At 68.0% G+C, this 23,942-nt stretch carries 19 protein-coding genes; 13 read left to right on the top strand and 6 right to left on the bottom strand.

Features of this window, described 5'->3' with window-relative positions:
* Nucleotides 1-100 precede the first annotated feature (100 nt).
* Nucleotides 101-406 carry a hypothetical protein gene (locus MFF22_RS17480; protein WP_238250275.1) on the top strand — a complete coding sequence of 102 codons (306 nt, stop codon included), beginning with the start codon at nt 101-103 and terminating at the stop codon, nt 404-406.
* On the opposite strand, the gene MFF22_RS17475 is transcribed toward MFF22_RS17480, so the two are convergent.
* Nucleotides 364-1,323 (bottom strand): DMT family transporter, encoded by a 960-nt coding sequence (locus MFF22_RS17475; protein WP_238250326.1) that lies wholly within the window; start codon nt 1,321-1,323, stop codon nt 364-366. The two genes, MFF22_RS17480 and MFF22_RS17475, sit on opposite strands and share 43 nt — an antisense overlap.
* A gap of 1 nt (nt 1,324) precedes the next feature.
* Nucleotides 1,325-1,600, bottom strand: a complete 276-nt coding sequence (infA, locus tag MFF22_RS17470; RefSeq protein WP_238250273.1) for a translation initiation factor IF-1 — start codon at nt 1,598-1,600, stop codon at nt 1,325-1,327.
* Nucleotides 1,601-1,973: 373 nt separating this feature from the next.
* On the opposite strand from infA, the gene MFF22_RS17465 reads away from it, so the two are divergent.
* The 3 genes from MFF22_RS17465 (at nt 1,974) to MFF22_RS17455 (ending at nt 6,462) form a co-directional block, all read left to right on the top strand.
* Nucleotides 1,974-3,179, top strand: coding sequence for an amino acid aminotransferase (locus MFF22_RS17465; RefSeq protein WP_238250271.1), 1,206 nt, complete (start codon nt 1,974-1,976; stop codon nt 3,177-3,179).
* 121 nt (nt 3,180-3,300) lie between these two features.
* Nucleotides 3,301-4,932, top strand: a complete 1,632-nt coding sequence (locus MFF22_RS17460) for an ABC1 kinase family protein (protein ID WP_238250269.1) — start codon at nt 3,301-3,303, stop codon at nt 4,930-4,932.
* Between the two features lie 267 nt (nt 4,933-5,199).
* A complete protein-coding gene (locus tag MFF22_RS17455) occupies nt 5,200-6,462 on the top strand; it encodes a sensor histidine kinase (RefSeq protein WP_238250268.1) in 1,263 nt (420 codons plus the stop codon).
* Nucleotides 6,463-6,472: 10 nt separating this feature from the next.
* On the opposite strand, the gene MFF22_RS17450 is transcribed toward MFF22_RS17455, so the two are convergent.
* The gene (locus tag MFF22_RS17450) at nt 6,473-6,820 is read right to left on the bottom strand and encodes an Hpt domain-containing protein (protein WP_238250266.1); all 348 of its coding nucleotides are present in this window, start codon (nt 6,818-6,820) and stop codon (nt 6,473-6,475) included.
* Between the two features lie 190 nt (nt 6,821-7,010).
* On the opposite strand from MFF22_RS17450, the gene MFF22_RS17445 reads away from it, so the two are divergent.
* The 6 genes from MFF22_RS17445 (at nt 7,011) to MFF22_RS17420 (ending at nt 14,847) form a co-directional block, all read left to right on the top strand.
* The gene (locus MFF22_RS17445) at nt 7,011-8,477 is read left to right on the top strand and encodes a sensor histidine kinase (protein WP_238250264.1); all 1,467 of its coding nucleotides are present in this window, start codon (nt 7,011-7,013) and stop codon (nt 8,475-8,477) included.
* Nucleotides 8,462-9,865, top strand: a complete 1,404-nt coding sequence (locus MFF22_RS17440) for a sigma-54-dependent transcriptional regulator (RefSeq protein ID WP_238250262.1) — start codon at nt 8,462-8,464, stop codon at nt 9,863-9,865. Before MFF22_RS17445 ends, MFF22_RS17440 begins: the two co-directional genes overlap by 16 nt.
* 112 nt (nt 9,866-9,977) lie before the next feature.
* Complete coding sequence (locus MFF22_RS17435; RefSeq protein ID WP_238250261.1) at nt 9,978-11,297, top strand: MFS transporter; 1,320 nt, start codon at nt 9,978-9,980, stop codon at nt 11,295-11,297.
* A 24-nt stretch (nt 11,298-11,321) separates the two neighbouring features.
* Nucleotides 11,322-12,581, top strand: a complete 1,260-nt coding sequence (locus tag MFF22_RS17430; RefSeq protein ID WP_238250259.1) for a metallophosphoesterase family protein — start codon at nt 11,322-11,324, stop codon at nt 12,579-12,581.
* A 42-nt stretch (nt 12,582-12,623) separates the two neighbouring features.
* Nucleotides 12,624-13,889: an arsenic transporter gene (locus tag MFF22_RS17425; protein ID WP_238250258.1), complete on the top strand. Its 1,266-nt coding sequence runs from the start codon at nt 12,624-12,626 to the stop codon at nt 13,887-13,889.
* 34 nt (nt 13,890-13,923) lie between these two features.
* Nucleotides 13,924-14,847 carry a DMT family transporter gene (locus MFF22_RS17420; RefSeq protein ID WP_238250256.1) on the top strand — a complete coding sequence of 308 codons (924 nt, stop codon included), beginning with the start codon at nt 13,924-13,926 and terminating at the stop codon, nt 14,845-14,847.
* A gap of 209 nt (nt 14,848-15,056) precedes the next feature.
* Here MFF22_RS17420 and MFF22_RS17415 read toward each other — a convergent pair whose 3' ends face one another.
* Nucleotides 15,057-15,272 carry a hypothetical protein gene (locus MFF22_RS17415; RefSeq protein WP_238250255.1) on the bottom strand — a complete coding sequence of 72 codons (216 nt, stop codon included), beginning with the start codon at nt 15,270-15,272 and terminating at the stop codon, nt 15,057-15,059.
* Nucleotides 15,273-15,419: 147 nt separating this feature from the next.
* Here MFF22_RS17415 and MFF22_RS17410 point away from each other — a divergent pair, with 147 nt between their 5' ends.
* The 3 genes from MFF22_RS17410 to eda all read left to right on the top strand — a co-directional run bounded on the left by MFF22_RS17410 (nt 15,420) and on the right by eda (nt 19,301).
* The gene (locus tag MFF22_RS17410; protein ID WP_370877511.1) at nt 15,420-16,547 is read left to right on the top strand and encodes an asparaginase; all 1,128 of its coding nucleotides are present in this window, start codon (nt 15,420-15,422) and stop codon (nt 16,545-16,547) included.
* Between the two features lie 150 nt (nt 16,548-16,697).
* Entirely contained in the window at nt 16,698-18,521 is a 1,824-nt protein-coding gene (gene edd / locus MFF22_RS17405; RefSeq protein ID WP_238250253.1) for a phosphogluconate dehydratase, read from the top strand.
* Nucleotides 18,522-18,674: 153 nt separating this feature from the next.
* Nucleotides 18,675-19,301, top strand: coding sequence for a bifunctional 4-hydroxy-2-oxoglutarate aldolase/2-dehydro-3-deoxy-phosphogluconate aldolase (gene eda / locus MFF22_RS17400; RefSeq protein ID WP_238250252.1), 627 nt, complete (start codon nt 18,675-18,677; stop codon nt 19,299-19,301).
* Nucleotides 19,302-19,480: 179 nt separating this feature from the next.
* Here eda and MFF22_RS17395 read toward each other — a convergent pair whose 3' ends face one another.
* Both MFF22_RS17395 and MFF22_RS17390 read right to left on the bottom strand, forming a co-directional pair.
* Complete coding sequence (locus MFF22_RS17395; RefSeq protein ID WP_238250250.1) at nt 19,481-21,592, bottom strand: ABC transporter ATP-binding protein/permease; 2,112 nt, start codon at nt 21,590-21,592, stop codon at nt 19,481-19,483.
* Nucleotides 21,593-22,368: 776 nt separating this feature from the next.
* Nucleotides 22,369-23,871 (bottom strand): NAD(P)/FAD-dependent oxidoreductase, encoded by a 1,503-nt coding sequence (locus MFF22_RS17390; protein WP_238250248.1) that lies wholly within the window; start codon nt 23,869-23,871, stop codon nt 22,369-22,371.
* Nucleotides 23,872-23,942 lie beyond the last annotated feature (71 nt).

Raw genomic sequence — 23,942 nt, 5'->3', positions numbered from 1 at the left:
AGCGCAGGTAAGCGGCCAAGTCGTCCGCCGAACAAATGCCCGAAAGCTGGTATCGGATAAGGGCAACGCCGAGAGGCGCCGATTCATCCCGGAAAGAGCTATGCGGACGACATTCGCTACGGCCTTGCTATTGAGCGGCCTCGTTTCCCTTGCCCCCGCCGCCCAGGCGCGGGACGGTATCAGCCCGGGCGGCGCTGCGGCCCTTGGCGCCATCGGTGGTCTTGCGGTGGGCAGCGCCATCGCGTCGTCCGCCAACAACGGCTACTATCCCGGCCGGCCCGTCTACCGCGCTCCGCCCCCGGTTTACGTCGAGGAGGATTACGGCCCGGTCTGCCATTTCGAGCGTCGTCGCTACGTCGATGCCTATGGCGACGTGCTGTTCCGCCGCGTCCGCGTCTGCGAATAAGCCGCGTCGGCCGGAGCCGGCGGTGGCTTCAAGCGCTCGGCGCAGGCGATCCCTCCCAGCACGAGGGCCAGGGCTACCGCCTGCGTTGGGCCGAAGGGCTCGCCGATCAATAGAACGGCGAGCCCTGCGCCGAAGATCGGCACGAGGTTCACGAACAGGCCTGCGCGGTTCGGGCCGATCAGCTCGACGCCGCGCATGAAGCAGAGCTGAGACAGCAGCGACGGCCCCAGTCCGACGAAGGCCACCATCGCCCAGCCCCATCGGCTCGGCCAGACGGAATGCCCCAACGCCCATTCAACGGCGAGCGGCGGCAGCGACGTCACGAAGGCCGCCACCGCCATCGCTCCAAAGAAGGCCAGGGCCGACACCTTGGGCCGGGCGGGGAGCACGACCGTATATCCCGCGTAGAGCAGGCAAGCCCCGAAAACGAGGACGTCTCCGCGGTTGAAGGCAAGGCTGGTCAAAACCGATAGATCGCCGTGGCTCGCTGCCAGAGCAGCCCCCGCCAATGTCAGCACCACTCCGGCTGCCTGCCCCGCCGTGACCGGCACCCCGTAGGCGAGCCTGTTGGCGATGATCACCATCACCGGAATCGACCCCTGAAACAGGGCGAGGTTGACGGCGCCGGTATAGGTGCCCGCCGCATAGAACAGGCAGTTGAAGGCGGTGTAGCCCAGGCCGCCCATGAGCAGGATGCGGATCCAGTGGCGCCGAAGCACCGGCCATTCGGCCGCGACCCGCGGACCCGCGAAGGGGAGGAGTGCCGCGCAGGCGATCAGCCAGCGCAGGGTTGTGATGACCTGAGGCGAGACATGGCCCGGTGCCCACCGACTGGTGACGGCGTTGCCCGCCCAGAGCAGCGCCGTCAGCGTTAGGAGAGGGTACGCCGCAGCGGCGCCGCCGCCCGGCTTCACCACGTCAGCGGCGGCGGAACTGGCCGCCGCGCACCGGCGGACGCGGACCGGAGGCACGCTCGTCCTTGTGGCGAAACACGAGGCGCCCCTTTTCCAGGTCGTAGGGCGACATCTCGACCGTCACCCGATCGCCGGCCAGGGTCTTGATGCGGTTCTTCTTCATCTTGCCCGCAGTGTAGGCCACGATCTCGTGGCCCTGGTCCAGCTGCACGCGGTAGCGGGCGTCGGGAAGGATCTCGATCACGAGACCGTCGAACTGCATCAACTCTTCTTTTGCCATACACCTTCTCCAGTCGGACCGTCCGGCAGCAGGCGTTCCGGCAACATTGCGTTCGACAACCCGTGTCGTCTGAAAAACGCCTGAGCGCGACCGTCCGATCCGAAGACGGCGGATCTCGGCTACCCGGCGGCGAAGCACGGATTTAGTCGTCAAGGGAGGGAGCCGCAAGTCGGCGGGGGCGATCCCGGTATCACTGTACAACCGGTATTTCGCCGGGGTGTTCGGCCGACAGGCGCAAGAACCGCCTTCAATCTTCCGCGGGAAGGGTCGCGATCCAAGCCGTTCTGCGCGATAAGGCGGCCGGCCCGCAGTGCCGCGGCGGCGAGTGTTCGTCCCCGGCGGGCCGCCTCAGCCGTTTCGGGACACCTTCTCCATGACCTCGTTGTTCGCCGGCATCCAGGATGCGCCCCTCGACCCGATCATGCGCCTGTTCGAGGCGTTCAATGCCGATACCCGCCCGGGTAAACTGAACCTCGCCATCGGCGTCTACACGGATGCGGACGGCAAGGTCCCCCGCCTGCGCGCGGTGCAGGAGGCGGAAAAGCGCTGGATCGACAAGGCCCTGCCTAAGACCTACCGGCCGATCGAGGGGACGAAGCCGTTCCGCGACGCCGTGCAGGCGCTGCTGTTCGGAGCGGGCGCCCCGATCCTGTCGCAGAATCGGGCTGCCACCCTCCAGAGCGTCGGTGGGACCGGCGCGCTTAAGATCGGCGCCGACGTTCTTGCCAAGCTGAAGCCCGGCGCCACTGTCGCCGTGAGCGATCCGACCTGGGAGAATCACCGGGCGCTGTTCACCCAGGCCGGGTTCACTGTGGCGGACTACCCCTACTTCTCGGCCGAGACCGGCGGGGTGGACTACCCGGCCATGCGCAAGGCCCTGGAGGCCCTGCCTGCCGGCTCGATCGTGGTGCTGCACGCCTGCTGCCACAACCCGACCGGCGCGGACCTGACCGACGAGGAATGGGCCGAACTCGTGCCCCTGATGCAGACGCGGGGGCTCATCCCCTTCCTCGACATCGCCTACCAGGGTTTCGGCTTCGGCCTCGATGAGGATGCCGCGCCGGTACGGCTCTTCGCCCAGTCGGGGCAGGAGTTCTTCGTCGCCTCTTCCTTCTCCAAGTCCTTCTCCCTTTATGGCGAGCGGGTCGGCGCCCTGACCATCGTCGCGGCCGACCCGGCCATGCGCGCCAAGGTCGAGGCCCTGGCCAAGCGCCTCGTGCGGGCGAGCTACTCGAACCCGCATACCCACGGGGCGGCCATCGTGGAAACCGTGCTCACCGATCCCGCCCTCCGGGCCGATTGGGAGAAGGAGCTTGGCCAGATGCGGGAGCGCATCAAGGAGATGCGCGTGCGGATGGCCGACAGCCTTCACCAGCGCCACCCCGACCGGGGCTTCGAGGCGATTAAGGTGCAGAAGGGCATGTTTTCGTACACGGGCCTCAGCCCCGACGAGGCCGTGCGCCTGCGCGACGAGCACGAGGTCTACGCCCTCGAGACCGGCCGGGTCTGCGTGGCGGCCCTCAACACCCACAACATCGACCGCGTTCTCGATGCCATCGACGCGTCCGTGAAGGGCTAATCGTGCCGGTGGGCGCCGCCATGTCGCGGTGCCCACCGGGCGGGACTGCGTAAGCAGGTCCCAAAAAAGTCCTTAAGATCGGGCTGCCGTGAGGCCCATTCCGACGGATCCCGCCAGCCCCATGCTCAAAACCGCCTTCGTTGCCGCACGCGACCGCCAGCGGCTGTCGGAGATTGCGTCGATCCTGATCGGCTTCGGCGTGACCCGCGTCGTGGACCGGCTTGGTCTGCGTGCCCTCCCCCTGCTGCCGCGCCGCCAGCCCCGCCTCGACGTGACCCGCCTGTCGGAGCCCGAGCGCATGCGCCGGGCGATCGAGGCCCTGGGACCCACCTTCATCAAGTTCGGCCAGATCCTGGCGAGCCGCCCCGATCTCCTGTCCCCAGCATGGACGGAGGAGTTGCAGAAGCTGCACAGCCAGGTCGTCCCCGTGTCGTGGGATATGATCCGGCCGCAACTCGAGCAGGATCTCGGCGGCTCGCCCCTCGAACTCTTCGCGGAATTCAACATCGAGCCGATCGCCTCGGCCTCCATCGCCCAGGTCTACAGGGCGAGGCTGCATTCGGGCGAGGATGTCATCGTCAAGGTGGTGCGGCCGAACCTGCGCAAGATCATTGAGGCGGATCTGCGCCTCATGGCGCACGGAGCGCGCATCCTCGAGACCGAGTGGCCGGACATGGCTCGCTACCAGCCGCGGGAGCAGATGCGCCACCTCGCCGACGGCTTGAACGGCGAGCTGGATCTGCTGAACGAGGCGCGGAACTGCGAGCGGCTCGCGGAAATCTTCGAAGGCCGTGACGACATCGTCTTTCCGAAGATCCACTGGGAGTATTGCTCGGAGCGAGTCCTCGTCCAGGACTTCATCCACGGCATCCCCCCCAATGACGAGGCCGCGCTCGAGGCGGCGGGGATCGACAAGAAGCTCCTCGCCCAGAAGGGGACCGACGCCTTCCTGCAGATGGCCCTGATCGAGGGGCTGTTCCACGCCGATCCGCATCCCGGCAACATGCTCGCGATGTCCGACAACAGGATCGGCTTCATCGATTTTGGGATCATCGGCCGCCTGTCGCAGCGGCGGCGGAACCAGCTCCTCGTCCTCATCGGCGCCATGCTGAAGCAGGACGCCGACGGACTGATGGCCGTGCTCCTCGACTGGACGGGGGCCAGCAACCCCGACCTGACCAAGCTCCAAGTGTCCGCGCAGGCCTTCGTGGAAAGCCATTCCACGATTCCCTTGAACCTTGGGCTTGTCCTCACCGACTTCATGAACATGGCCCGCGAGAACGACCTCGCCATGCCGACGGACCTTGCGATCCTGTTCAAGGGGCTGGTGACCGCGGACGGCGTGATGCGCCACCTCGATCCGAACTTCGATCTCTTCGCCGCCGCCGCGCCCACGGTGCGGGCGAGCATGCGCTCGCAGTTCTCCCTCGACGGCTTGAAGCAGAAGGCCGAGGCGCTGGGAGCGGGGCTCTACGGCGCCGCATCCGAACTGCCGACCCTCATCCATCTCATGTTGGTGCGGCTCAAGCAGGGCCGCGTCACGGTGGAGATCGAGATCAAGGGCCTCGACAAGGTCACCCGCGGCATCGAGCGCGCCGCCGCCCGCGTGGCGGTGGCCTTGGTGGTCGCTGCATTCGCGACCCAGCTGGCGCCTCGCCTGATCGATTTGGGTACGCCCGTCTTCGTCTCCATAGGGCTGGTTGTTTTTATTCTCGGTATCGGGTGGCTGGTGCTCCTGATGCGAAACCGGTGAGCCGGCACGCGAATACAATTTCCGAATTCGCCAATTTGTCGCAATTCGGTTGAGAGGCTTCGCTTGCGACCAAATTGCGCCGTGCTACCGTCATCGAACCCCTCGAATCGCGCGGTTGCGGGTTGAGGCGGCGGACTAGAAGCGGGACACCCGCCGCCGTCGCCACGACCTCGACCTGACCGTCGCCAGCCTCGGTTTCGGCGGGTCAGGGTCGGGACTTGCCCCACGACGGGGCCTCCGGTGCGCGGATTCGGCGGGGGCACGCCAATGGATCTACTTGTTGCGGAGAAAGAGCAGGATTCGGCGCAGGGTCGCATCGCCGTCCTGGAGGCAGAGAATCTGCGCCTGCGCCGCCTTCTGAGCCAGGCGACGGAACTGGCCGACTTCGAGATCCAGCGGAATGCTCGCCTCGGTCATATCGTGGAGATCGAACGCGTCGCCGCCCGGAACACCGCCGCCCACTACCGGCGTGATCTGGAGGACGGGGCAGCCCGCCTCGCCAGCGCCGAGGATCTCAATGCCAAGCTGAAGGCCAGCGAGGAATTCAACCGTCGCATCCTCTGGACCACGAACGATTTCGTGGCGGTTCTCGATCTCGACGGCGGGTTGATGACCGTCAGCGATAACGGCCCGTCGATCCTCGGGCTTCCCCGCGCGACCGACGCGCTCGGGCAGCTCTGGTTGGATTTCTGGTCCTGCCCCGAAAGCCGCGAGGCTGTGGCCGATGGGATTCATTCCGCGCGGCTCGGCCGTTCCAACCGCTTTCAGGCCCGGTTGGAGATCGGCGAAGTCTCCACGTGGTGGGACATCGCGGTGACTCCCATCCACGGGGCCGACGAGCGGCCGGAGCGGATCCTGGCCGTCGCCCGCGACATCACCGAGTTGAAGGACGCCGAGGCGCGTCAGACCCTGCTGATGCAGGAACTGGCGCATCGCATGAAGAATACCCTCGCCCTCGTGCAGGCGGTCGCCTCACAGACCCTGCGCAACGCCGAATCCCTTGAGACGGCCGCGGATTCCCTCGCCGCCCGTCTCCTCGCCCTGGCGCAGGCCCACGACGTGCTCGTGTTGGGATCCTTCGCGAGCGCCCCCCTCAGCGCCCTCGTGCAAACCACCGTGACGCTCCACGGCGATGGGGTTCCGGGGCGCTTTCGGATCGAGGGCCCGGACGTCACCCTCAACGCGCATCAGGGCATGACCCTGGCGTTGATGCTGCACGAACTCGGCACGAACGCCACCAAGTACGGTTCGCTTTCTTCGGCGGTCGGGCATGTCGCCGTCACGTGGCACGTGCGGGCCGGGCATGGCGGGGGACATCCCGTCCTTTGCTTCCGGTGGGAGGAGATCGGCGGCCCGCCGGTTCTGCCGCCCTCGCGCACAGGCTTCGGCACCCGCCTGATCGCCCGAAGCCTGGCTCATAGCTTCGGTGGGACGGTCAGCCTCTCCTATCCCGTCTCCGGGGCGGTGCTCACCTTCGAGAGCCCCCTCGCCCCCGTCCAGGCGGAGCCCCTCCTGCAACGGGCCGGGTAGGATCCCGCGGTCAGGCGCTCTGGCTTGCGCGGCCCTCGCCTCCCACGGCCAGGGCCTCAAGGGTCTCGTCCCGCAGGCGGCGGGCTTCGGCGAGGAGTGGGGCGACGTCACCACCTTGCTTGGCGCCATACTCGAGGGCCCGGCAGGCTGCACAAAGGGCATCGCATCCCAGCATCCCCGCCATCGAGACGAGGGTATGGGCCTCGCGGCCGAGGTCGGCGGCGCTGCGCTCTTCCCCTGTGAAGGCATCGCCGAGGGCGGCGGCGAACCGTTCCACCAACCGGTTCAGTCTGTCTCTCCCGATCGTGTCGCCGAGATCGTCAAGCGTGCTCACGTTGACGAGGGTAATGGTGGACACGGGGTGGTCCTTTCCGGAACTGTGCGGCCACGGTGATTGATTGCGCCGGCGGCAGGATGCCCCGCTCCCTCCATTCCTCCAAGCCCGCAGGACCAAATTCAGTGTCGCGTCTCCATCTCGCGGAAAGTGCCGGCGGGGCTCGGTATGGCGCTGCCCAACCTTTGCCCGGAGCGACGACGACGGGCGGCCAATGTCGGTGAGAACCAACAGCCTCCGGGCGCGGCTCCTGGCGCTCTGGTTGATGCTCCTGGCGTCGGGCGCGGCGACGGGCCTGCTGCTCTACGGTCTCTACGGGCAGTCCACCGCCGTCCAAGTGGCGGAGGCGGAGGTCACGGTGACGCGCGGCTGCCGGGAGATCATCGACCTGATCGCCGGCCGGAAGGGACGCCTCCCGGAGGGGACACCGGCCGAACGGGCCGTTGCCGTCGCGCTGGAGAAGCTGCCCGGCGTCGAAGGCGGTATCTGGACGCAGGCGAAGGGTCCGGTCGCCTATGCGTTTCCCACTTACGAAGGGACCGGCCCGAAGACGGACCTCCCGGCGGCGGAACGACCCTTGATCGAAGCAGTCAACGCGGAGGCGTTCCATGTGGAGCATGCGGTGACGCTGCGGCGTCCGAACCGGACGCAGGTGCTCGTCCTGCAGGGCTGTCCCCTGCGGGGTTACGCGACCGATGCCACAGCCTGGACGATGATGCGGGCCCATGTAGCCGAGAGCCCATCCTATATCCGGCTCCTCGCGGGCTTGGGTTTCCTCGCCGTCGCGGTGATCGGGTCCGCGATCTTCCTCGGCCGGTTCCTGATCGGCTTCTCGCGCCGGATCGCGCAACTCGAGGCGGCCCTGGCCTCGCCGTTGGCGGAAGCGGAAGAGCTGCCCCACTTGTCGCGGACCGGGGAGCGGGAACTGGACCGATTGGTCGATGCCCTCAATGCCACCGGCAGCCGCCTTCGCGTGGCGCGGGAGCGGGTCGTCGCCGCGGAACGGCTCGCGGCGGTGGGACGCCTCGCCGCCGACCTCGCCCACGAGGTGCGCAATCCCATCGCCGCCATGCGCCTCAAGGCCGAGAACGCGCTGGCCAACGGCGAGCCGGAACGGGCGGAGACCGCGCTGAAGGCGGTGCTCGGCCAGATCGCCCGGGTGGATGCCCTCCTGCGTGATCTGCTCAACCTGACGCAGCCCCGCTCCATTGCCCGCAGCCCGACCCCGGTCGGCCCCCTCCTGGCGGAATGCGCCCGTTATCACGGGGAGGTCGCAAGGGCGCGGGGTGTCAGCCTCTCCGTCGAGGCCGACGCCCTGCCGCCCCATGACGATCCGCATCTCGACCGGACGCAGGTCATGCGCGCCGTCGAAAATTTGATCCTGAACGGCATCCAGCACAGCCCGGAGGGTGGTTGCGTCCGCATCACGGCTCGAAGACTGATCCGGGACGGCACCGTGATCCTGTCCGTCGGGGTGTCGGACAGCGGTCCCGGCGTCGATCCGGATCTTCACGCCGAGATTTTCGAGCCCTTCGCCACGGCCCGGCCCGGCGGCACCGGGCTCGGCCTCGCGATCGTGCGGGAGATCGCCCGCGCCCATCGCGGCGACGTCCGCTTGGCCCCGGCGGAGCCCGGGTCGGGCGCCACCTTCCTCATGGAGCTTCCATGGCGACCGTCCTGATCGTCGATGACGACGCCGCCATGCGGGAGGGGCTCGCCGAGACGGTGGGCGACCTTGGCCACCTGCCGGTGGTGGCGGCGAGCGGCATCGAAGCCCTGGCGCGGTTGGGGGCGGGCGGCGTGAACGCCGTACTCCTCGACCTGCGGATGCCAGGCGACCTCGATGGCATGGCCACCCTCGCCCGCATCCGTGCGCGGCCCGAGGCGCCCCCGGTTCTCGTGCTCACCGCCTTCGCGAGCCCGGCGAACACCATCGAGGCCATGCGGCTCGGCGCCCACGACCATCTGACGAAACCCGTCGGCCGCGCCGACCTCGCCGCCGCCCTCGATAACATGCTCCAGAGGGCCCGGCCGGACCCGGTTCTCGAGCGGCCACGGCCGCCCGGCGGACTTGTGGGATCGAGCGAAGCGATGCGCCGGGTCCAGAAGAGCATCGGCCTCGTCGCCGATGGGCCCGCCACGATCCTGATCTGCGGCGAGACCGGCACCGGGAAGGAAGAGGTCGCCCGGGCCCTGCATGCCTTCTCCAGCCGCCGGGAACGGCCCTTCGTGCCGGTCGATTGCGCCGCGATCCGGCCCGACCTTCTGGAAACGGAGCTGTTCGGCCATGCCCGCGGCGGCTTTCCCGGCGCTACCGCCGACCGCAGCGGTGCCTTCGCCCAGGCGGCGGGAGGCACGCTGTTCCTCGACGAGGTCGGCGACATGGCACCGGCCATGCAGGCTAAGATCCTGCGGGTGATCCAAGACCGCACGGTCACGCCCATCGGCGGGCGTCCTTTGCGGATCGACGTGCGTCTCGTGGCGGCGACGCACCGGGACCTCCCGGCCCTCGTCGCGGATGGCCGGTTCCGCGCCGATCTCTACTATCGTCTCGCCGTCGTGCCGATCTCGCTGCCGCCCCTGCGCGAGCGTCTGGCCGACATCGTCCCCCTGGCCGAACACTTCCTCGCAGCCTTCGGCAAGCGCCTGAGTGCGGGCGCGGCGGCCCGCCTCCTCGCCTATCCCTGGCCGGGTAATGTCCGGGAGTTGCGCAACGTCGTGGAGCGGGCTGCCTTCCTCGTCAGGGGCGGGATGATCGCGCCGGAAGAGATCGACCTGCCCGGTGCGCCCCCTACCTCAACCGGGGATCCCGATCAGGATGCCGACCTGCCCGGTGCCGTGGCCCGGCTGGAACGGCGGATGATCGAAGGAGCGCTCACCGCGGAGGGCGGCAACCGGACCCGTGCCGCCAAGCGTCTCGGCATCCAGCGCCAGCTCCTTTACGCGAAGATGGAGCGCTACGGCCTCGCCGCCGATGAAGCCACGCTGTCGCAAATCACGACAGACCACGTCGCTAAAGCCGACAGCGAAAACGGCGAAGATTCGGGGAACATTGATCGATTTCCCTGAACTTTGGCCATAAGACCCCCTCGCGACTGCTTAACCGGAACCGGCGATGACTTGGCGCGTCATGCTGGCGCCCGACCTGCAGGGGTCGGATGGACGCTGAGGATGACGCAGCATGGATGGGGCGGCGCTGAAGGAGACCCGCAGCGGCGGGACGAAATCCGCCTCGTCGAAGGCTCTGCGCGGCCTCGACGCGCTCAATTTCTTCCTCGCCGACGTCCGTGATGGTCTCGGACCTTATCTGGCGATCTACCTCATCGCCGTACGCGGCCCCGACCAGGGCTGGAACGAGGCCACCACCGGTCTTGTCATGACCATCGCCGGGATTCTGGGCCTCGTGGCGCAGACACCGGCGGGCGCCTTCATCGACTCCACCAACCACAAGCGGGCCGTGGTGATCGGCGGCGCGATCGCCGTGACGGCGAGCTGCCTCGTCCTGCCCTTCGTGTCGAACTTCTACGTGGTGACCGCCACCCAATCCCTGGCCCACGTGGCGGGGACGATCTTCCCGCCGGCACTCGCCGCGATCACCCTCGGCCTCGTCGGCCCGAAGATGTTCTCGAAGCGGATCGGCCGGAACGAAGGCTTCAACCATGCCGGCAACGCCGCCTCGGCGGCACTCGCGGGCGGCCTTGCTTACTTCTTCGGTCCGGTGGTCGTGTTCTGGCTGATGGGCGTGCTGGCGGCCATGTCCATCGGCGCCATGCTGCTCGTTCCGGCCGAAGAGATCGACGACGATCTCGCCCGGGGCATGACCGCATCGGAGGAAAAAGCGGGGGACCAGCCGTCCGGCCTTAAGACCCTGCTCGGCAACCGCAGCCTGCTGATCTTCGCCGTGCTCTGCGCGATCTTCCACCTCGCCAACGCCGCCATGCTGACCTCGGTGGGGCAGCTGCTGACCCACATCTCGGGCAAGGATCATGCGACATCGCTGATCGCGGTCTGCATCGTGGCCGCGCAATGCGTGATGGTGCCGACAGCGATCTTCGTGGGCGCCAAGGCCGACGCCATCGGGCGCAAGCCGATCTTTCTGGTCGCCTTCGGCATCCTGGCGATCCGCGGCGTTCTCTACACGTTCTCGGACAGCCCGTTCTGGCTGGTCGGCGTGCAACTCCTCGACGGGATCGGCGCGGGCATCTACGGCGCGCTCTTCCCAATCGTCGTGGCCGACCTCACCCGCGGCGCGGGCCGCTTCAACGCAGCCCAAGGCGCCGTCGCCACCGCTCAGGGTGTGGGCGCGTCCCTCAGCGCGACGCTTGCGGGCGTCATCATCGTCTCGGCGGGATATTCGGCCGCCTTTCTAAGCCTCGCGGCGATCGCCGGCCTTGGCTTCGCCCTCTATGTCGCCCTGATGCCGGAGACCCGGGACAGCCTGCCCGAGGCGGAGGCCGGAGGCACGGATGGCGGCCTTCCCCGTGCCGCCGCTGCGGCCTGACGACTGCCTGAACGGATCCGCCTCATGAGCACCCCGATCCCGGACGGGCCGAGCCGGCCCTTCCTCTTCCTCCATGTGGGCGACCAGCACCTGACCGTGCGCGGAGCCCGCAACCATGCCGACCTCGCCGCGATCTTCGATCAGATCGCCGGCTTCGGGCGCGACGCCTTCGACTTCGTCTACCTGCCGGGAGACATCGCCGAGAATGGAGCCGGGGAGGAATACGCCCTGATCGCGGAGATCCTGCGGGCGCATCCCACCCTGCCGGTCCTCCTCATCCCCGGGGACCACGACCGCCAATACGGCGCGATGGACGCCTTCGGCGAATTCCACACGGCGGTCATGGCCGAGCGCCATCCGCCCGTGGTCAACGCGCTTCTCCAGCCCCCGGCGGCGCCGAATAGGGAGCCCGAGCGCAAGCTGATCCCGCAATACTACTTCCGGCACGATGCCGGCGCGGTGCGCTGCCTGTTCCTCGACATGATCAGTGCAGGCTATGGGCAGAAGGGGATGGGCCTCGACTTCCGGCTCGGCCCCGACCAGCTGGCATGGCTCGGCGACGAGGTCTCGCAGGCGGCCAGGGAGGGGAAGACCTGTGCCGTCTTCATGCACACCTATCCCGACGACCTGGAAAAGAAGGAGGCTGAGGATGTCGCCGGCCTGTTCTGGACCCAGGGCGTCCGCCTCGCGGAGATGGGGCACACCCACTACAACGAACTGGCCCATGACGGGCGCACGACCTATGCCTCCGGCCGGTCCGTCGGGCAGAACGAGGACGGCTCCGTCGGCTACGCCGCGGGCGCCATCGACGACGGCGAGGTGAGCTGGCGCTTCCGCCCCCTCGACCGCACCGCCCCCTTCGTGCTCATCACGGCCCCCGCCGACCGGCGCCTCGCCACCCGGGCGCTGCGCGCCGACGCGTCGGGCCGGATCGCCGTTCGGGCGGTGGTGCTGTCCGATGCGACGCCGGCCCGTTGCCGCTGCCGCGTGGATCGCGGTCCCTGGCACGCCATGGACCGCGCCGCAGAGGGTAGTGTCTACGAGGCCCGCGTCCCCTGGCCCCCGGGCGCCCGTCTCCTGGAGGTCGAGGCGACCGACCCGCGCTGGCCCGGCTACGGGCCGGACCATATCGACCACGACGTGATCGAGCCGGCAGACCGCATCTTCCTGACTCCAGACCGTCCGGATAAGCCCGGCAGCGATGCCTGCAGCCTCGGCGCGTGGCTCGAGAAGGGCGTGCGCGGCGACCAGCTCGGCCCCAACCGGGCCGGGCGCGACTGGTAGTTATCCTCTTTTCCCCTCCCCCCTTGAAAGAACGACCTCGCGATGGGCGCCCTGACCCTGACACCAAACCTTGCGACCTGGGGTATTGCCGCCCTGGCGACGTTGGGCGTCATCATCCGTCCGTTCTCCTGGCCGGAGGCGATCTGGGCGGTGCTCGGTGCCGCGCTCCTTGTGGTGCTGGGCCTGCTACCCTGGCACGTCGCCCTCGACGGTGTCGCCAAGGGAACGGACGTCTACCTGTTCCTCGTGGGCATGATGCTGCTCGCCGAGATCGCCCGGAAGGAGGGCCTGTTCGACTGGCTGGCGAGCCACGCGGTGCGGGCTGCCAAGGGCTCGGCCACCCGCCTCTTTCTCCTCGTCTACATCGTCGGCACGGTGGTGACGGTGTTCCTCTCCAACGACGCCTGCGCGGTGGTGCTGACGCCCGCCGTCTATGCCGCCGCCAAGGCCGCCAAGGCCAAGGACCCGCTCCCCTATCTCTTCATCTGCGCCTTCATCGCCAACGCGGCGAGCTTCGTCCTGCCGATCTCGAACCCGGCGAACCTCGTCGTCTTCGCGCAGAACATGCCGCCGCTCGGCACGTGGATGAAGCTGTTCGCGCTGCCGTCCCTCCTCGCCATCGTGACGACCTACGCGGTCCTGCGTCTCACGCAGAATTCGGCGCTCAAGCAGTCCATTGAGGCCGATGTCGAGCCGAAACCCCTCGGAACGGGGGGCAAGGTCGCGGGGCTCGGGATCGTCCTGACAGGCGCCGCCCTGATCGGCGCCTCGGCCGCGGGTATCGAGCTCGGCCTCCCGACCTTCGTCGCGGGCCTCGCCACCGCGTTGGTGGTGCTGGCGATCAAGCGCGGCGGGTTCGTCGAGGTGGCCAAGGACGTCTCGTGGAGCGTCCTTCCCCTCGTCGCCGGGCTGTTCGTGCTGGTCGAGGCATTAGAATCGACGGGCGTCCTCAAGATGCTCGCCGACACCCTGAAATCCTATGCCGCCGGTGATCCCACGGCGACCGCCTGGGCAGGCGGAGCGGCCGTGGCGGTGGGCTCGAACCTCGTGAACAACCTGCCGGCCGGCCTCCTCGCCGGGGCGGCGGTGCAGGCGGCGCATGTCTCGCAGAAGGTGGCGGGCGCGATCCTGATCGGCGTCGACCTCGGGCCGAACCTGTCGGTCACCGGTTCGCTGGCGACGATCCTGTGGCTCACGGCGATCCGCCGGGAAGGACAGGACGTCTCGGCGGGCAAGTTCCTGAAGCTCGGCGTGCTGGTGATGCCGCCGGCCCTCGTGCTGGCCCTGGCCGCCCTTCTCTACCTCTGACCTGCCCCCCATCGACGACCGGAGAACCTGCGGCGTGACAGCATTTCTGCTCTATCCCTTCATCATCGTCGCGGGGTGCCTCCAGGCGCTGGGCAATTCCATGAACGCGCAGCTGCGCGGCAAGGTGGTCAATCCCTGGCTCGCGGCCACCGTCTCCTTCATGCCGATCGTCTTCGTCTTCGCGACGTTGTTCTTCACCATGCCGACGCCCCTGCCGACCCTCGACAGCCTCGGCAAGATGCCCTGGTACGCACCCCTCGGCGGCGTGGCGGGTGCGGTGGCGGTGTTCGGCGGCCTCGCCTTCATCGACAAGGTGGGCGCAGGGCCCTTCAACGGGCTGACCCTGACGGCCAACATCATCACCTCCCTGGCGATGGATGCCTTCGGCCTGTTCGGCCTCCAGGCCTCCGGCTTCAAGCCACTGCCCTGGCTCGGCGGGCTGCTCATGGCGGTGGGTGTGATCTTCATCGCCCGCACGGGGGCCAAGAAGGAAGACGGTGACGAGACGAGCACCACCGGCAAGCTGCTCTACCCCTTCATCATCGTCGCGGGCATGCTCATGGCGATCGGCGTGGTGTGGAACGCGCAGTTGCGGGGCGCCCTGGCGAATCCCTGGCTCGCGGCCACGGTCTCCTTCGTGCCGGTGGTGTTCGTCTTCGCCTTCATCTTTCTGCTGCGGCCGACGCCGCTGCCGACGCGCGACGATCTCAAGGGCGTCCGCTGGTGGATGCCGCTCGCCGGCATCACCGGGGCGGTGGCGGTGTTCGCCGGTTTGCTCTTCGTGGACAAGGTTGGCGCGGGCGCCTTCAACGGCCTCCTGATCACCGCCAACCTGCTGACCTCGGTCGCCCTCGACCATTTCGGCTGGCTGGGGATGAAGCAGGTCCGCGCCAAGCCCGCGCGGCTGCTCGGTGCCGGGGTGATGGTCGCCGGCATCGTGCTGATTTCGGTCTTCTGAGGAGGTCTATAGCCCCCTGCCCCCACCCCCGCCCTGATCCTGAGATGCCGACGCGAAGCGTCGGCCTCGAAGGAGTCTTCCAACTTTCGCGCGAGTGCTCGAGCCGTCCTTCGAGGCCGCTGGCGCGGCACCTCAGGATGAGGGCGGCGGGTTGGATAGAACGATAAATTCCACGCTACCGGCCCGGCGCAACCCGTTCGGGGACGGCCTTAGCCTACCGGGAGAAAGCCAGGGCCGGTCACCGGCGCGGTGGCGACCGGCTCCGGCGGTGCCTTGCGGGAGAAATAATAGAGATCCACCGCCCGCCAGAACGCACCCTGCTCTTCGGCGCTGCGCCGGGCGAGGGCCGTCTCCAGCATCGCCATCGCGTCCCGCGCGATGTCGCTGCGCTTCAGTTCGTCCATCAGGCTGGCGAGGTCGTGCATCTTTCCCTCCGCGTGTGACGAGTCCGGACGAAACGCCCGGAGCGGCGAGACCGATCCAAATGCGCGATACGCGCGCATGGAACTTGCCTGCCGCCAAGCCGCCGCTACGATCGCGGCCGTCCGAACGCGTGCCGTCAAGGATCCTCCATGCAAGTCTGCCGCCTCCGCCCGCGCTCTCGCTTTTGCGCGGCGATCCTTCCCGTCGTCCTGACCCTGGGATTCGGTGCGGTACCCCTCAGCGCGAGGGAAATGCCGGATGCGGATGCGGCGACGGCGACGGCGCCCCGCAAGCCGAACGTGGTGATCCTCGCCACCGGAGGGACCATCGCCGGGGCCGGGGCCGACGCTGCCAACAGCGCCACCTACACCGCCGCTAAGGTGCCGGTGGACAAGCTCATCGCAGCGGTGCCACAACTGTCGGACAACGCCAACGTCCGCGGCGAGCAGGTCTTCCAGATCGCATCGGAGAGCTTCACCGACGCGCAACTCGTCCAGCTCGCCAAACGCGTGTCGGCCCTCCTGAAGCAGGATGACGTCGATGGCGTCGTCATCACGCACGGCACCGACACCCTGGAGGAAACGGCCTTCTTCCTCGACCTCGTGGTCAAGAGCGACAAGCCGATCGTCGTGGTCGGCTCCATGCGCCCCTCGACGGCCATCAGCGCCGACGGCGCCCTCAACCTGCTCGACGCCGTCACCGTCGCCGGCAGCAAGGAGGCTGTCGGCAAGGGCGTCACCGTCACCATGAACGACATGATCCAGAGCGGCCGCGACGTCACCAAGCGGACCAACATCGTGCCGAGCGCCTTCTTCAGCCAATGGGGGCCCCTCGGCATGGTCGTGGAGGGCAAGACCTACTTCTTCCGCACCCTGGCGAAGCGCCACAACACGAGCTCGGAATTCGACATCGACCAGATCGACAGCCTGCCCCTCGTCGGCATCGTCTACGGGTCGGGCAACATGATCCCCGGGGTCTACGACGCCGAGGTGCAGGCCGGGGCGAAGGCCATCGTGAATGCCGGCACCGGCAACGGGTCGGTCCCGAACTACCTCGTCGATAAGCTCAAGGAAATCCGGTCCAAGGGCACCCTCGTGATCCGTTCGTCCCGGGTGCCGGATGGGTTCGTGCTGCGCAACGCCGAGCAGCCCGACGACAAATACGATTGGGTGGTCGCCCACGACCTGAACCCGCAGAAGGCGAAGATCCTCGCCGCGGTGGCGCTGACCAAGACGAGCGATACGAAGGAGCTGCAGCGCATCTTCTGGGAATACTGAGCCGACGCGCAGGAAGTTCGGTCCCGCCCGGCCTCCCCCTCGGGCAGGACCGGGATGCGGCAGGGTCCGCCCTGCCGCGCTCAGGCGTCGTTCTCAGGTCGTTGGATCCGCGATAGACAGCGGTGCCCGGAAGCCGCCGAAGGATACGCCATGACCGAGCTTCACCCGGAAGTCGCGGCCGTCACCGCACGGATTGTCGAGCGGTCGCGGACGAGCCGGCGCGCCTACCTGGATCTCATCGCGCAGGAGCGTGACAACGGCGTCCACCGCCCGAAGCTCGCCTGCGGAAATCTCGCCCACGGCTTTGCCGCGGCCGGCGAGGACAAGGCGGCCATCCGCGCCGGGCGGACGATGAATATCGGCATCGTCACCGCCTACAACGACATGCTCTCGGCCCATCAGCCGTACGGTCGCTACCCGGACCAGATCAAGGTCTTTGCCCGGGAGCGGGGTGCCACCGCCCAGGTCGCGGGGGGCACGCCGGCCATGTGCGACGGCGTCACCCAGGGTCAGCGCGGCATGGAGCTGTCGCTCTTCTCGCGCGATACCATCGCGCTCTCGACGGCGGTGGCCCTGAGCCACGGGATGTTCGACAGCACGGCGCTCCTCGGCATCTGCGACAAGATCGTGCCCGGCCTGCTCATCGGGGCCCTGCGCTTCGGCCACCTACCGACGATCCTGATCCCAGCAGGGCCCATGCCCTCGGGCCTCGCCAACAAGGAGAAGGTACGGATCCGCCAGCTCTACGCTGAGGGCAAGGTCGGCCGCGAGGAGCTGCTTGAGTCCGAATCCGCCTCCTATCATGGGGCTGGCACCTGCACGTTCTACGGCACGGCCAACTCGAACCAGATGATGATGGACATGATGGGCCTGCACATGCCCGGCGCCTCGTTCATCAACCCCGGCACGAAGCTTCGGCAGGCCGTCACCCGCGCGGCGATCCACCGACTCACGGAGATCGGCGCGGACGGCAACGACTACCGGCCCCTGGGGCGCTGCGTGGACGAGAAGGCCATCGTCAACGCCGCCGTCGGCCTTCTGGCCACGGGCGGATCCACCAACCACGCCATCCATCTGCCGGCCATCGCCCGGGCGGCGGGAATCGTGATCGACTGGGAGGACATCGACCGTCTTTCGGCGGCGGTGCCGCTGATCTGCCGGGTCTACCCGAACGGTGCGGGGGACGTGAACCACTTCCACGCGGCGGGCGGGATCAGCTTCGTCATGGCCGCCCTTCTCGATGCGGGGATGCTGCACGACGACATCCTTACCGTGTCGGGCGGCTCCCTGCGCGACCAGGCCCGGGACCCGAAGCTTGCGGGCGACGAGCTGGTGTTCGAGGACGCGGTGCCGGAAAGCCTGGACGACACGATGATCCGCCGGCCGGACCGCCCGTTCCAGCCCGATGGTGGAATGCGCCTCGTGCAGGGCAACCTCGGGCGGGCGACGTTCAAGACGAGCGCCGTCGACGAGCAGCGCCGTGTCATCGAGGCCCCGGCCCGGGTGTTCGACGATCAGGACGACGTGCTGAAGGCCTTCAAGGCCGGCGAGCTGGAGCGGGACGTGGTGGTGGTCGTCCGCTTCCAGGGACCGCGGGCGAACGGGATGCCGGAACTGCACAAGCTTACCCCGCAACTCGGCGTGCTGCAGGATCGGGGTTTCAAGGTTGCCCTGGTGACGGACGGCCGGATGTCGGGCGCCTCGGGCAAGGTCCCCGCCGCCATCCATTTGACGCCGGAAGCGCTGGCCGGCGGGACCATCGCGCGGATCAGGGACGGCGACATCGTCCGCCTCTCGGCGCCCGAGGGCCGGCTGGAGGTGCTGGTGGACGACGGCGAGCTCGCCGCCCGGGACCTCGCGCCGGCGCCCAAGCCGCAGTCCGGGACGGGGCGGGAGCTCTTCGCCTTCATGCGCGCGGGTGCGGATGGCGCCGAACGGGGCGCCTCGGCGATGCTCGCCGCGGCGGGACTCTGAGGACAGGGCATTCACCCTCCCCGTCATTGCGAGCAAGGCGAAGCAATCCAGGGATCCGCATCGTTCGGGAACGGCCCGCCGCCCTGGATTACTTCGCTCCGCTCGCAATGACGGTGTGTAAAGACTGACGCCGAGACTCAAACGGAGGCCACCATGAACGACCTCGCCAGCATCGACACGCTGATGCGCGCCGTGCCGGTCATCCCGGTGCTGGTGATCGAGGATGTCACCCATGCCCGGCCCATCGCCGAGGCCCTGGTGAAAGGCGGCCTCACCGCCCTGGAAGTCACCCTACGCACCCCGGCAGCCCTGGACGTCATCCGGGCCATGGCCGAGGTCGAGGGTGCGGTGGTCGGCGCCGGCACGGTGCTTAACCCCCGGGACCTTGAGGCAGCTTTGGCGGCGGGGGCGGAGTTCATCGTCTCGCCGGGCCTGACGGCGCCGCTGACCGACGCGGCGAAGGCCAACGGCGTGCCCTACCTGCCCGGCGTCGCCACCGCCGCAGATATCATGCGCGGGCTGGACCACGGGCTCGACCGGTTCAAGTTCTTCCCCGCCGAGGCGGCCGGCGGCATCAAGGCGCTGAAGGCGCAGTCGGCGGTGTTCGGTCAGGTGCGGTTCTGCCCGACGGGCGGCATCACCGAGGCCACGGCACCGGACTGGCTCGCCATGCCTTCCGTGCTCTGCGTCGGAGGAAGCTGGGTCGTGAAGCCCGGCACGCCGGACACCGCAGCGATCGAGGCCGCCGCCCGGGCCGCGGCCGCCCTGCGGAGGGGGTGAGGCTGGGGCCTGAGCGGAACGGTCTGGCGCCGTCCGGCATGGTGCCCTCCGTCATTGCGATAGCAGCGAAGCAATCCAGGGATGCGCCACGCCCGGAAATGGCCCGCTGCCCTGGGTTGCTTCGCTCCGCTCGCAATGACGGCGTGGGACACCTGCACCGGCGGCGCGGGGCGACGGAGTTACTCCGCCGGCACCGCCCTCATCTGCTCCCGGGGCACGAAGCGGTCGCCCTCCTTCTCGAGGGTGACCCGCCGGTCGTGGAGGGCTTCCAGCGTCGAACGGTGCCCGATCGAGACGATGGTCGTCTCTGGCAGACGCTCTCGGAGCATCCGGTAGATCGACGCCTCGGAGGGCTCGTCCAGGGACGCGGTCGACTCGTCGAGGAACAGCCACGCAGGCTTGGCCAGGAGCGCCCTGGCAATGGCGAGGCGCTGCTGCTCGCCGCCGGAGAGGCGCCGCTCCCACACGTCATCCTCGTCCAGCCGGTCCACCAGGGCGGGAAGCTGCGCATCCACCAGGGCCTGCCGGATCTCACCGTCCGAGAACCGCGAGCGATCGTTGGGATAGACCACCGCATCGCGCAACGTCCCCAGGGGGATGTAGGGCCGCTGCGGCAGCAGCAGCGCGGATTGCCCCGCCGGCACGTCGATCCGCCCGTGGCCGAAGGGCCAGATCCCGGCGATCGCCCGGAACAGGGTCGACTTGCCGGAGCCCGACGGCCCGGTGACCAGGGTCGCCGCGCCCTTGGGCAGGCTGAGCGCGTCGGCGGACACGATCTCGCGCCCGTCCGGCAGGGCCAGGGTGAGGCCGGTGGCAGTCACGCCCCCCGCGGTGACGTTGCCCTGGGTCAGGCCGCCACCCGTGACGGCCAGGGCCTCGGCCTTGGTCATAGCCCGGCGGAACGAGCCAAGGCGAATGGTATTGGCCTTGTAAGCCGCCAGCGTCGTGTAGGCGTCCACGAAGAACGACAAAGAGGTCTGAACCTGCCCGAAGGCGTTGCCGGTCTGCTGGAGGGCGCCGAGCGTGATCTTCTTGGCGAAGAAGGACGGCGCCGCGATCAGGTAGGGGAAGATGACGCTCGCCTGCCGGTAGCTGAACGTGAAGGCGATGAGTTTGATCCGGCGGAAGATGATGCCCGTATAATTGGCCACCACCATGTGGAACAGCGATGCGAGGCGCCCGGCCTCGGCCTTCTCGCCCCGCAGGAGGGCGATCTGCTCCGAGTAGATGCGGTTGCGGGCGAGGGAGAAGCGGAAGTCGGCTTCGACCCGCTCCTGACGGAAGTTCAGCCCAATGAGCGGACGGCCGATGAGATGCGTCAGCCACGTGCCGACGACGGCGTAGGCGATCACCAGCCAGACTAGGAAGCCCGGCACCACGGTGTCCGTGAAGGGCAGCACGAAATCCCGGGAGATCGTCCAAAGGATCACGATGAACGAAACCAGCTGTGCCGCCTGACTCAGCAGCCTGATCGAGAGGCTAGCCGTCTGCCGGATGAAGGCATCGACGTCGGACTGGATGCGCTGGTCCGGATTGTCCGCCTCCTCGTCGGTGAACGGGATGCGGTAATGCGTACCGTTCCCGAGCCACCGCGCGGTCAGGCTATGGGTCAGCCACGTCCGCCAGCGGATGAGCAGGGAGGAATCGACGAACAGGTCGAACATGCCGATGGCGATGTTGAGGGCCGCCAGGGGAACGAAGATCCAGAGAAGCTGGTGCCAGAAAGCCTCCGCGTTGTACTCCTGCAGGGAGTTGTACATGTCGCGGTAGAAGAAATTGAACCGCAGGGTCAGGGCGACGTCGGCGAAGTTCACGAAGATCGACAGGGCGACGAGATTGCGCCCGATCCGCCCCTCGGTGCTGCCGAACCAGCGGAACAGGCTGATCTCCTTGGTCGGCGCGTCGCGGTTGGCGAAGTACGGGTCGGCGATGTTGGTGATCGCGCGGATCGGCTCGAGATACGAGATGCCGAGCACGATGCCCGCGAACACCACGGCGCCCGTGGCCGCGAAGGGCGGCGGCAGCAACGCGGCGAGGATGGGGGGCAGCAGGCCCGCCTCCGCCAAGGCCCTCGATCCGGCCAGGATCAGGTAGCCGACGCCGTAGACCGACACGAACACCTTCAGATACGCCGAGATCGGGTTCGAGGCGATGAGGATGCCCGCCATCACGAAACCCGCGAGGGACACGTAGAGCGGGGGGCTGGGCACCCCGGGAAACGCCAGGAGGATCAGCGCGCACAGCGCGGTCACCACGGCCTGGATGCCGAGTCCGGTCCTGATCGCAGCCACACCATTCTCCCTTACGTTCCGGCCGTGGACATGGCTGCGGGTCGTGGCGAGATAGCGGCAGCGTGGGAACCTGTCTCGTGAAACTTCGGCAAGGTTGGCCCTTTGGCCGCTTTAGTCGCGGGTTCAGGGCGCTTATGGCGCGTTTCTTCTCAAAGCTTGACCAGGGCCGGGCAGATCGGCCTTAATCGTCGTGGGGTAGTACGCGCTGCCCTGAGGTGTGGAAGCCTCTACAAGGAAACTGGAGGTCGCACTATGTGTGGCCGAAACCTCGATCCATCGTGATCCGGGGGCCTGCGACGCATGTCCAGGCGCCTCGGCGCTAAAGGTCGTAGGAGCCGTTTCCTTGTCGGTTTTCCACCCCCCGGTTGCGGGGTTCGAGGCTCGTTTGCGGGGGCGTACCGCAGGCACGGGCCTCTTCGGGGGCCGAGGGATGGCCAAGACGACGCCGAGCGAACGCGAACGCGAGTTGCGCGGGCTGCGCGACGCCTATGAGAAAGCCGCCCGAGGACCGATCTAGGGTCCCCTCGGCGCCCACGGGCTGACGCTGCTTTCGGTGTTGATCCAGCTTCTCGAAACCGGCTGGGACGACAAGTCCCGCGCCGCCATCGCCAAGGACAAGGGCGGCGGCTGACCGTCATTGCGGGCGGTGCTCCGCAACGGCACTCCTACCCTCTCCCTCATCCTGAGGTGCCCGCCTCGGCGGGCACCTCAGGATGAGGCTCTTGGGTTGGACCGTCACTGCCCTCTCCCCGCAGGCGGGGAGAGGAAATTGAACCTCACGCCACCTTGCGCGGCACCAGACGCTCGCTGCCCAGCGCCTCCTGCGCCCCCGAGAGACCGGCCTCCGTATATTCGGCATCCTCGTTGACGCGCCAGACATCGTGGCGGCGGGTGCCGGCGCGGATATTCTCCACGGTCAGCATCGCCGTCATCATGGCGTGGTCCTGATTGTTGTACTTGTGCATGCCGTTGCGGCCGACGAGGTGAAGCGTCGGGTAGTCCCGCTCCAGCTCGCGCCGCACGGTGGCGATGTGGGCGGCGTAATCCTCGTCGTAGACAGGGTAGGCCTTCGGCTGGCGCACCACGCAGGCATCTACCACGTCCGCCGGGTCGATGAGCCCGATCTTGCCGATCTCGGCCTTCGCCAGGGCGACGAGGTCGTCATCGCTCGCGTTCCACAGGCCGTCGCCCTCGAAGCAGAAGTATTCGAGCCCGAGGCAGGTATGCGTCTCGTCGGGGATCATCTCCGGCGACCACGAGCGGAAGTTCTGAACGCGGCCGACCTTCACGGACGGATCGTGGATGTAGATCCAGTTGTCGGGGAAGGTCTTGTCCGACTTGGCGATCAGCGCCACCGTCAGGAAGTCGCGATAGGCCAGGGCACGGGCGTTAAATGTGCTCAGCGGACGGGGCCGGATGGCGTTCACCAGCTCGCGCACCGGCGCCGAGGAGATGACGTGCTTGGCCGTGTAGGTCTCGCGGCTGCCGTCGCCGCGCCGGGCCGACACGGTCCACAGGCCGGTGACGCCATCGAAGCAGAGGGAATCGACCATCCGGTCGAGGTGCACCTTTCCGCCCTGAGCCACCGTCTTCGCCGCGGCGGCCTCCCACATCATGCCGGGGCCCCGCCGGGGATAGCGGAATGATTCGATCAGCGTCTTGATGACCGGACCGCCGGCCTTGCGCCGCTTGCCCAGGCCGAGGGAGCGCTTGACGCCGTCGCGGATCGCCGCGCCGAGGTCGAGTCCCTTAATGCGCTGGGCGGCCCAATCCGCGGAGATGGCATCGCAGGACATGCCCCACACCTTCTCGGTGTATGTCTTGAAGAAGATCGAGAACAGGCGCTCGCCGAACTGGTTGCGGACCCATTCGTGGAAGTTCTTCGGTTCCTTCACAGGATTAGCGCGGGCGAACAGGTAAGACGCGACACAGGCGACGCTCGTGCCGAGGCCAAGGTTCTTCAGGGCCTCGAAGGCCTTGAGGGGATAAGCGTAGTACTTGCCGTTGTAATAGATCCGCGACAGCCGAGGCCGGTCGATGAAATCATCGGGGAGGATTTCGTCCCAGAGATCGACGACGGCCTTGGACTTTGAGAAGAACCGGTGGCCGCCGATATCGAACAGATATCCGTTGTGGGACACCGTCCGGGAAATGCCGCCGACCTGATTGGCATCGCTTTCGAGAACGGTCACCCCGCGCCCCTGCTTCGACAGCAGGTAGGCCGCCGTGAGGCCGGCCGGCCCCGCGCCGATCACCAGGGTCTCGGTGTGGTGGCTCATCAGTCGCTCCGGCCCGATTCGCAGCAGTCTCGCGCGGGTTTGACCGAGTGTTGGCGTGGCAGGGTTAAGAC

Source organism: Methylobacterium persicinum, assembly GCF_022179525.1.
Taxonomy (GTDB): Bacteria; Pseudomonadota; Alphaproteobacteria; order Rhizobiales; family Beijerinckiaceae; genus Methylobacterium; species Methylobacterium persicinum.
Note: the sequence above shows the minus strand (reverse complement) of the source record. Positions and strands in the feature narration are given on the sequence as shown.

Coding starts and splice junctions, on each gene's coding strand:
- MFF22_RS17480 (WP_238250275.1), top strand. CDS start 101: ATGCGGACGACATTCGCTACGGCCTTGCTATTGAGCGGCCTCGTTTCC.
- infA (WP_238250273.1), bottom strand. CDS start 1,600: ATGGCAAAAGAAGAGTTGATGCAGTTCGACGGTCTCGTGATCGAGATC.
- MFF22_RS17465 (WP_238250271.1), top strand. CDS start 1,974: ATGACCTCGTTGTTCGCCGGCATCCAGGATGCGCCCCTCGACCCGATC.
- MFF22_RS17460 (WP_238250269.1), top strand. CDS start 3,301: ATGCTCAAAACCGCCTTCGTTGCCGCACGCGACCGCCAGCGGCTGTCG.
- MFF22_RS17455 (WP_238250268.1), top strand. CDS start 5,200: ATGGATCTACTTGTTGCGGAGAAAGAGCAGGATTCGGCGCAGGGTCGC.
- MFF22_RS17445 (WP_238250264.1), top strand. CDS start 7,011: ATGTCGGTGAGAACCAACAGCCTCCGGGCGCGGCTCCTGGCGCTCTGG.
- MFF22_RS17440 (WP_238250262.1), top strand. CDS start 8,462: ATGGCGACCGTCCTGATCGTCGATGACGACGCCGCCATGCGGGAGGGG.
- MFF22_RS17435 (WP_238250261.1), top strand. CDS start 9,978: ATGGATGGGGCGGCGCTGAAGGAGACCCGCAGCGGCGGGACGAAATCC.
- MFF22_RS17430 (WP_238250259.1), top strand. CDS start 11,322: ATGAGCACCCCGATCCCGGACGGGCCGAGCCGGCCCTTCCTCTTCCTC.
- MFF22_RS17425 (WP_238250258.1), top strand. CDS start 12,624: ATGGGCGCCCTGACCCTGACACCAAACCTTGCGACCTGGGGTATTGCC.
- MFF22_RS17415 (WP_238250255.1), bottom strand. CDS start 15,272: ATGCACGACCTCGCCAGCCTGATGGACGAACTGAAGCGCAGCGACATC.
- MFF22_RS17410 (WP_370877511.1), top strand. CDS start 15,420: ATGCAAGTCTGCCGCCTCCGCCCGCGCTCTCGCTTTTGCGCGGCGATC.
- edd (WP_238250253.1), top strand. CDS start 16,698: ATGACCGAGCTTCACCCGGAAGTCGCGGCCGTCACCGCACGGATTGTC.
- eda (WP_238250252.1), top strand. CDS start 18,675: ATGAACGACCTCGCCAGCATCGACACGCTGATGCGCGCCGTGCCGGTC.
- MFF22_RS17390 (WP_238250248.1), bottom strand. CDS start 23,871: ATGAGCCACCACACCGAGACCCTGGTGATCGGCGCGGGGCCGGCCGGC.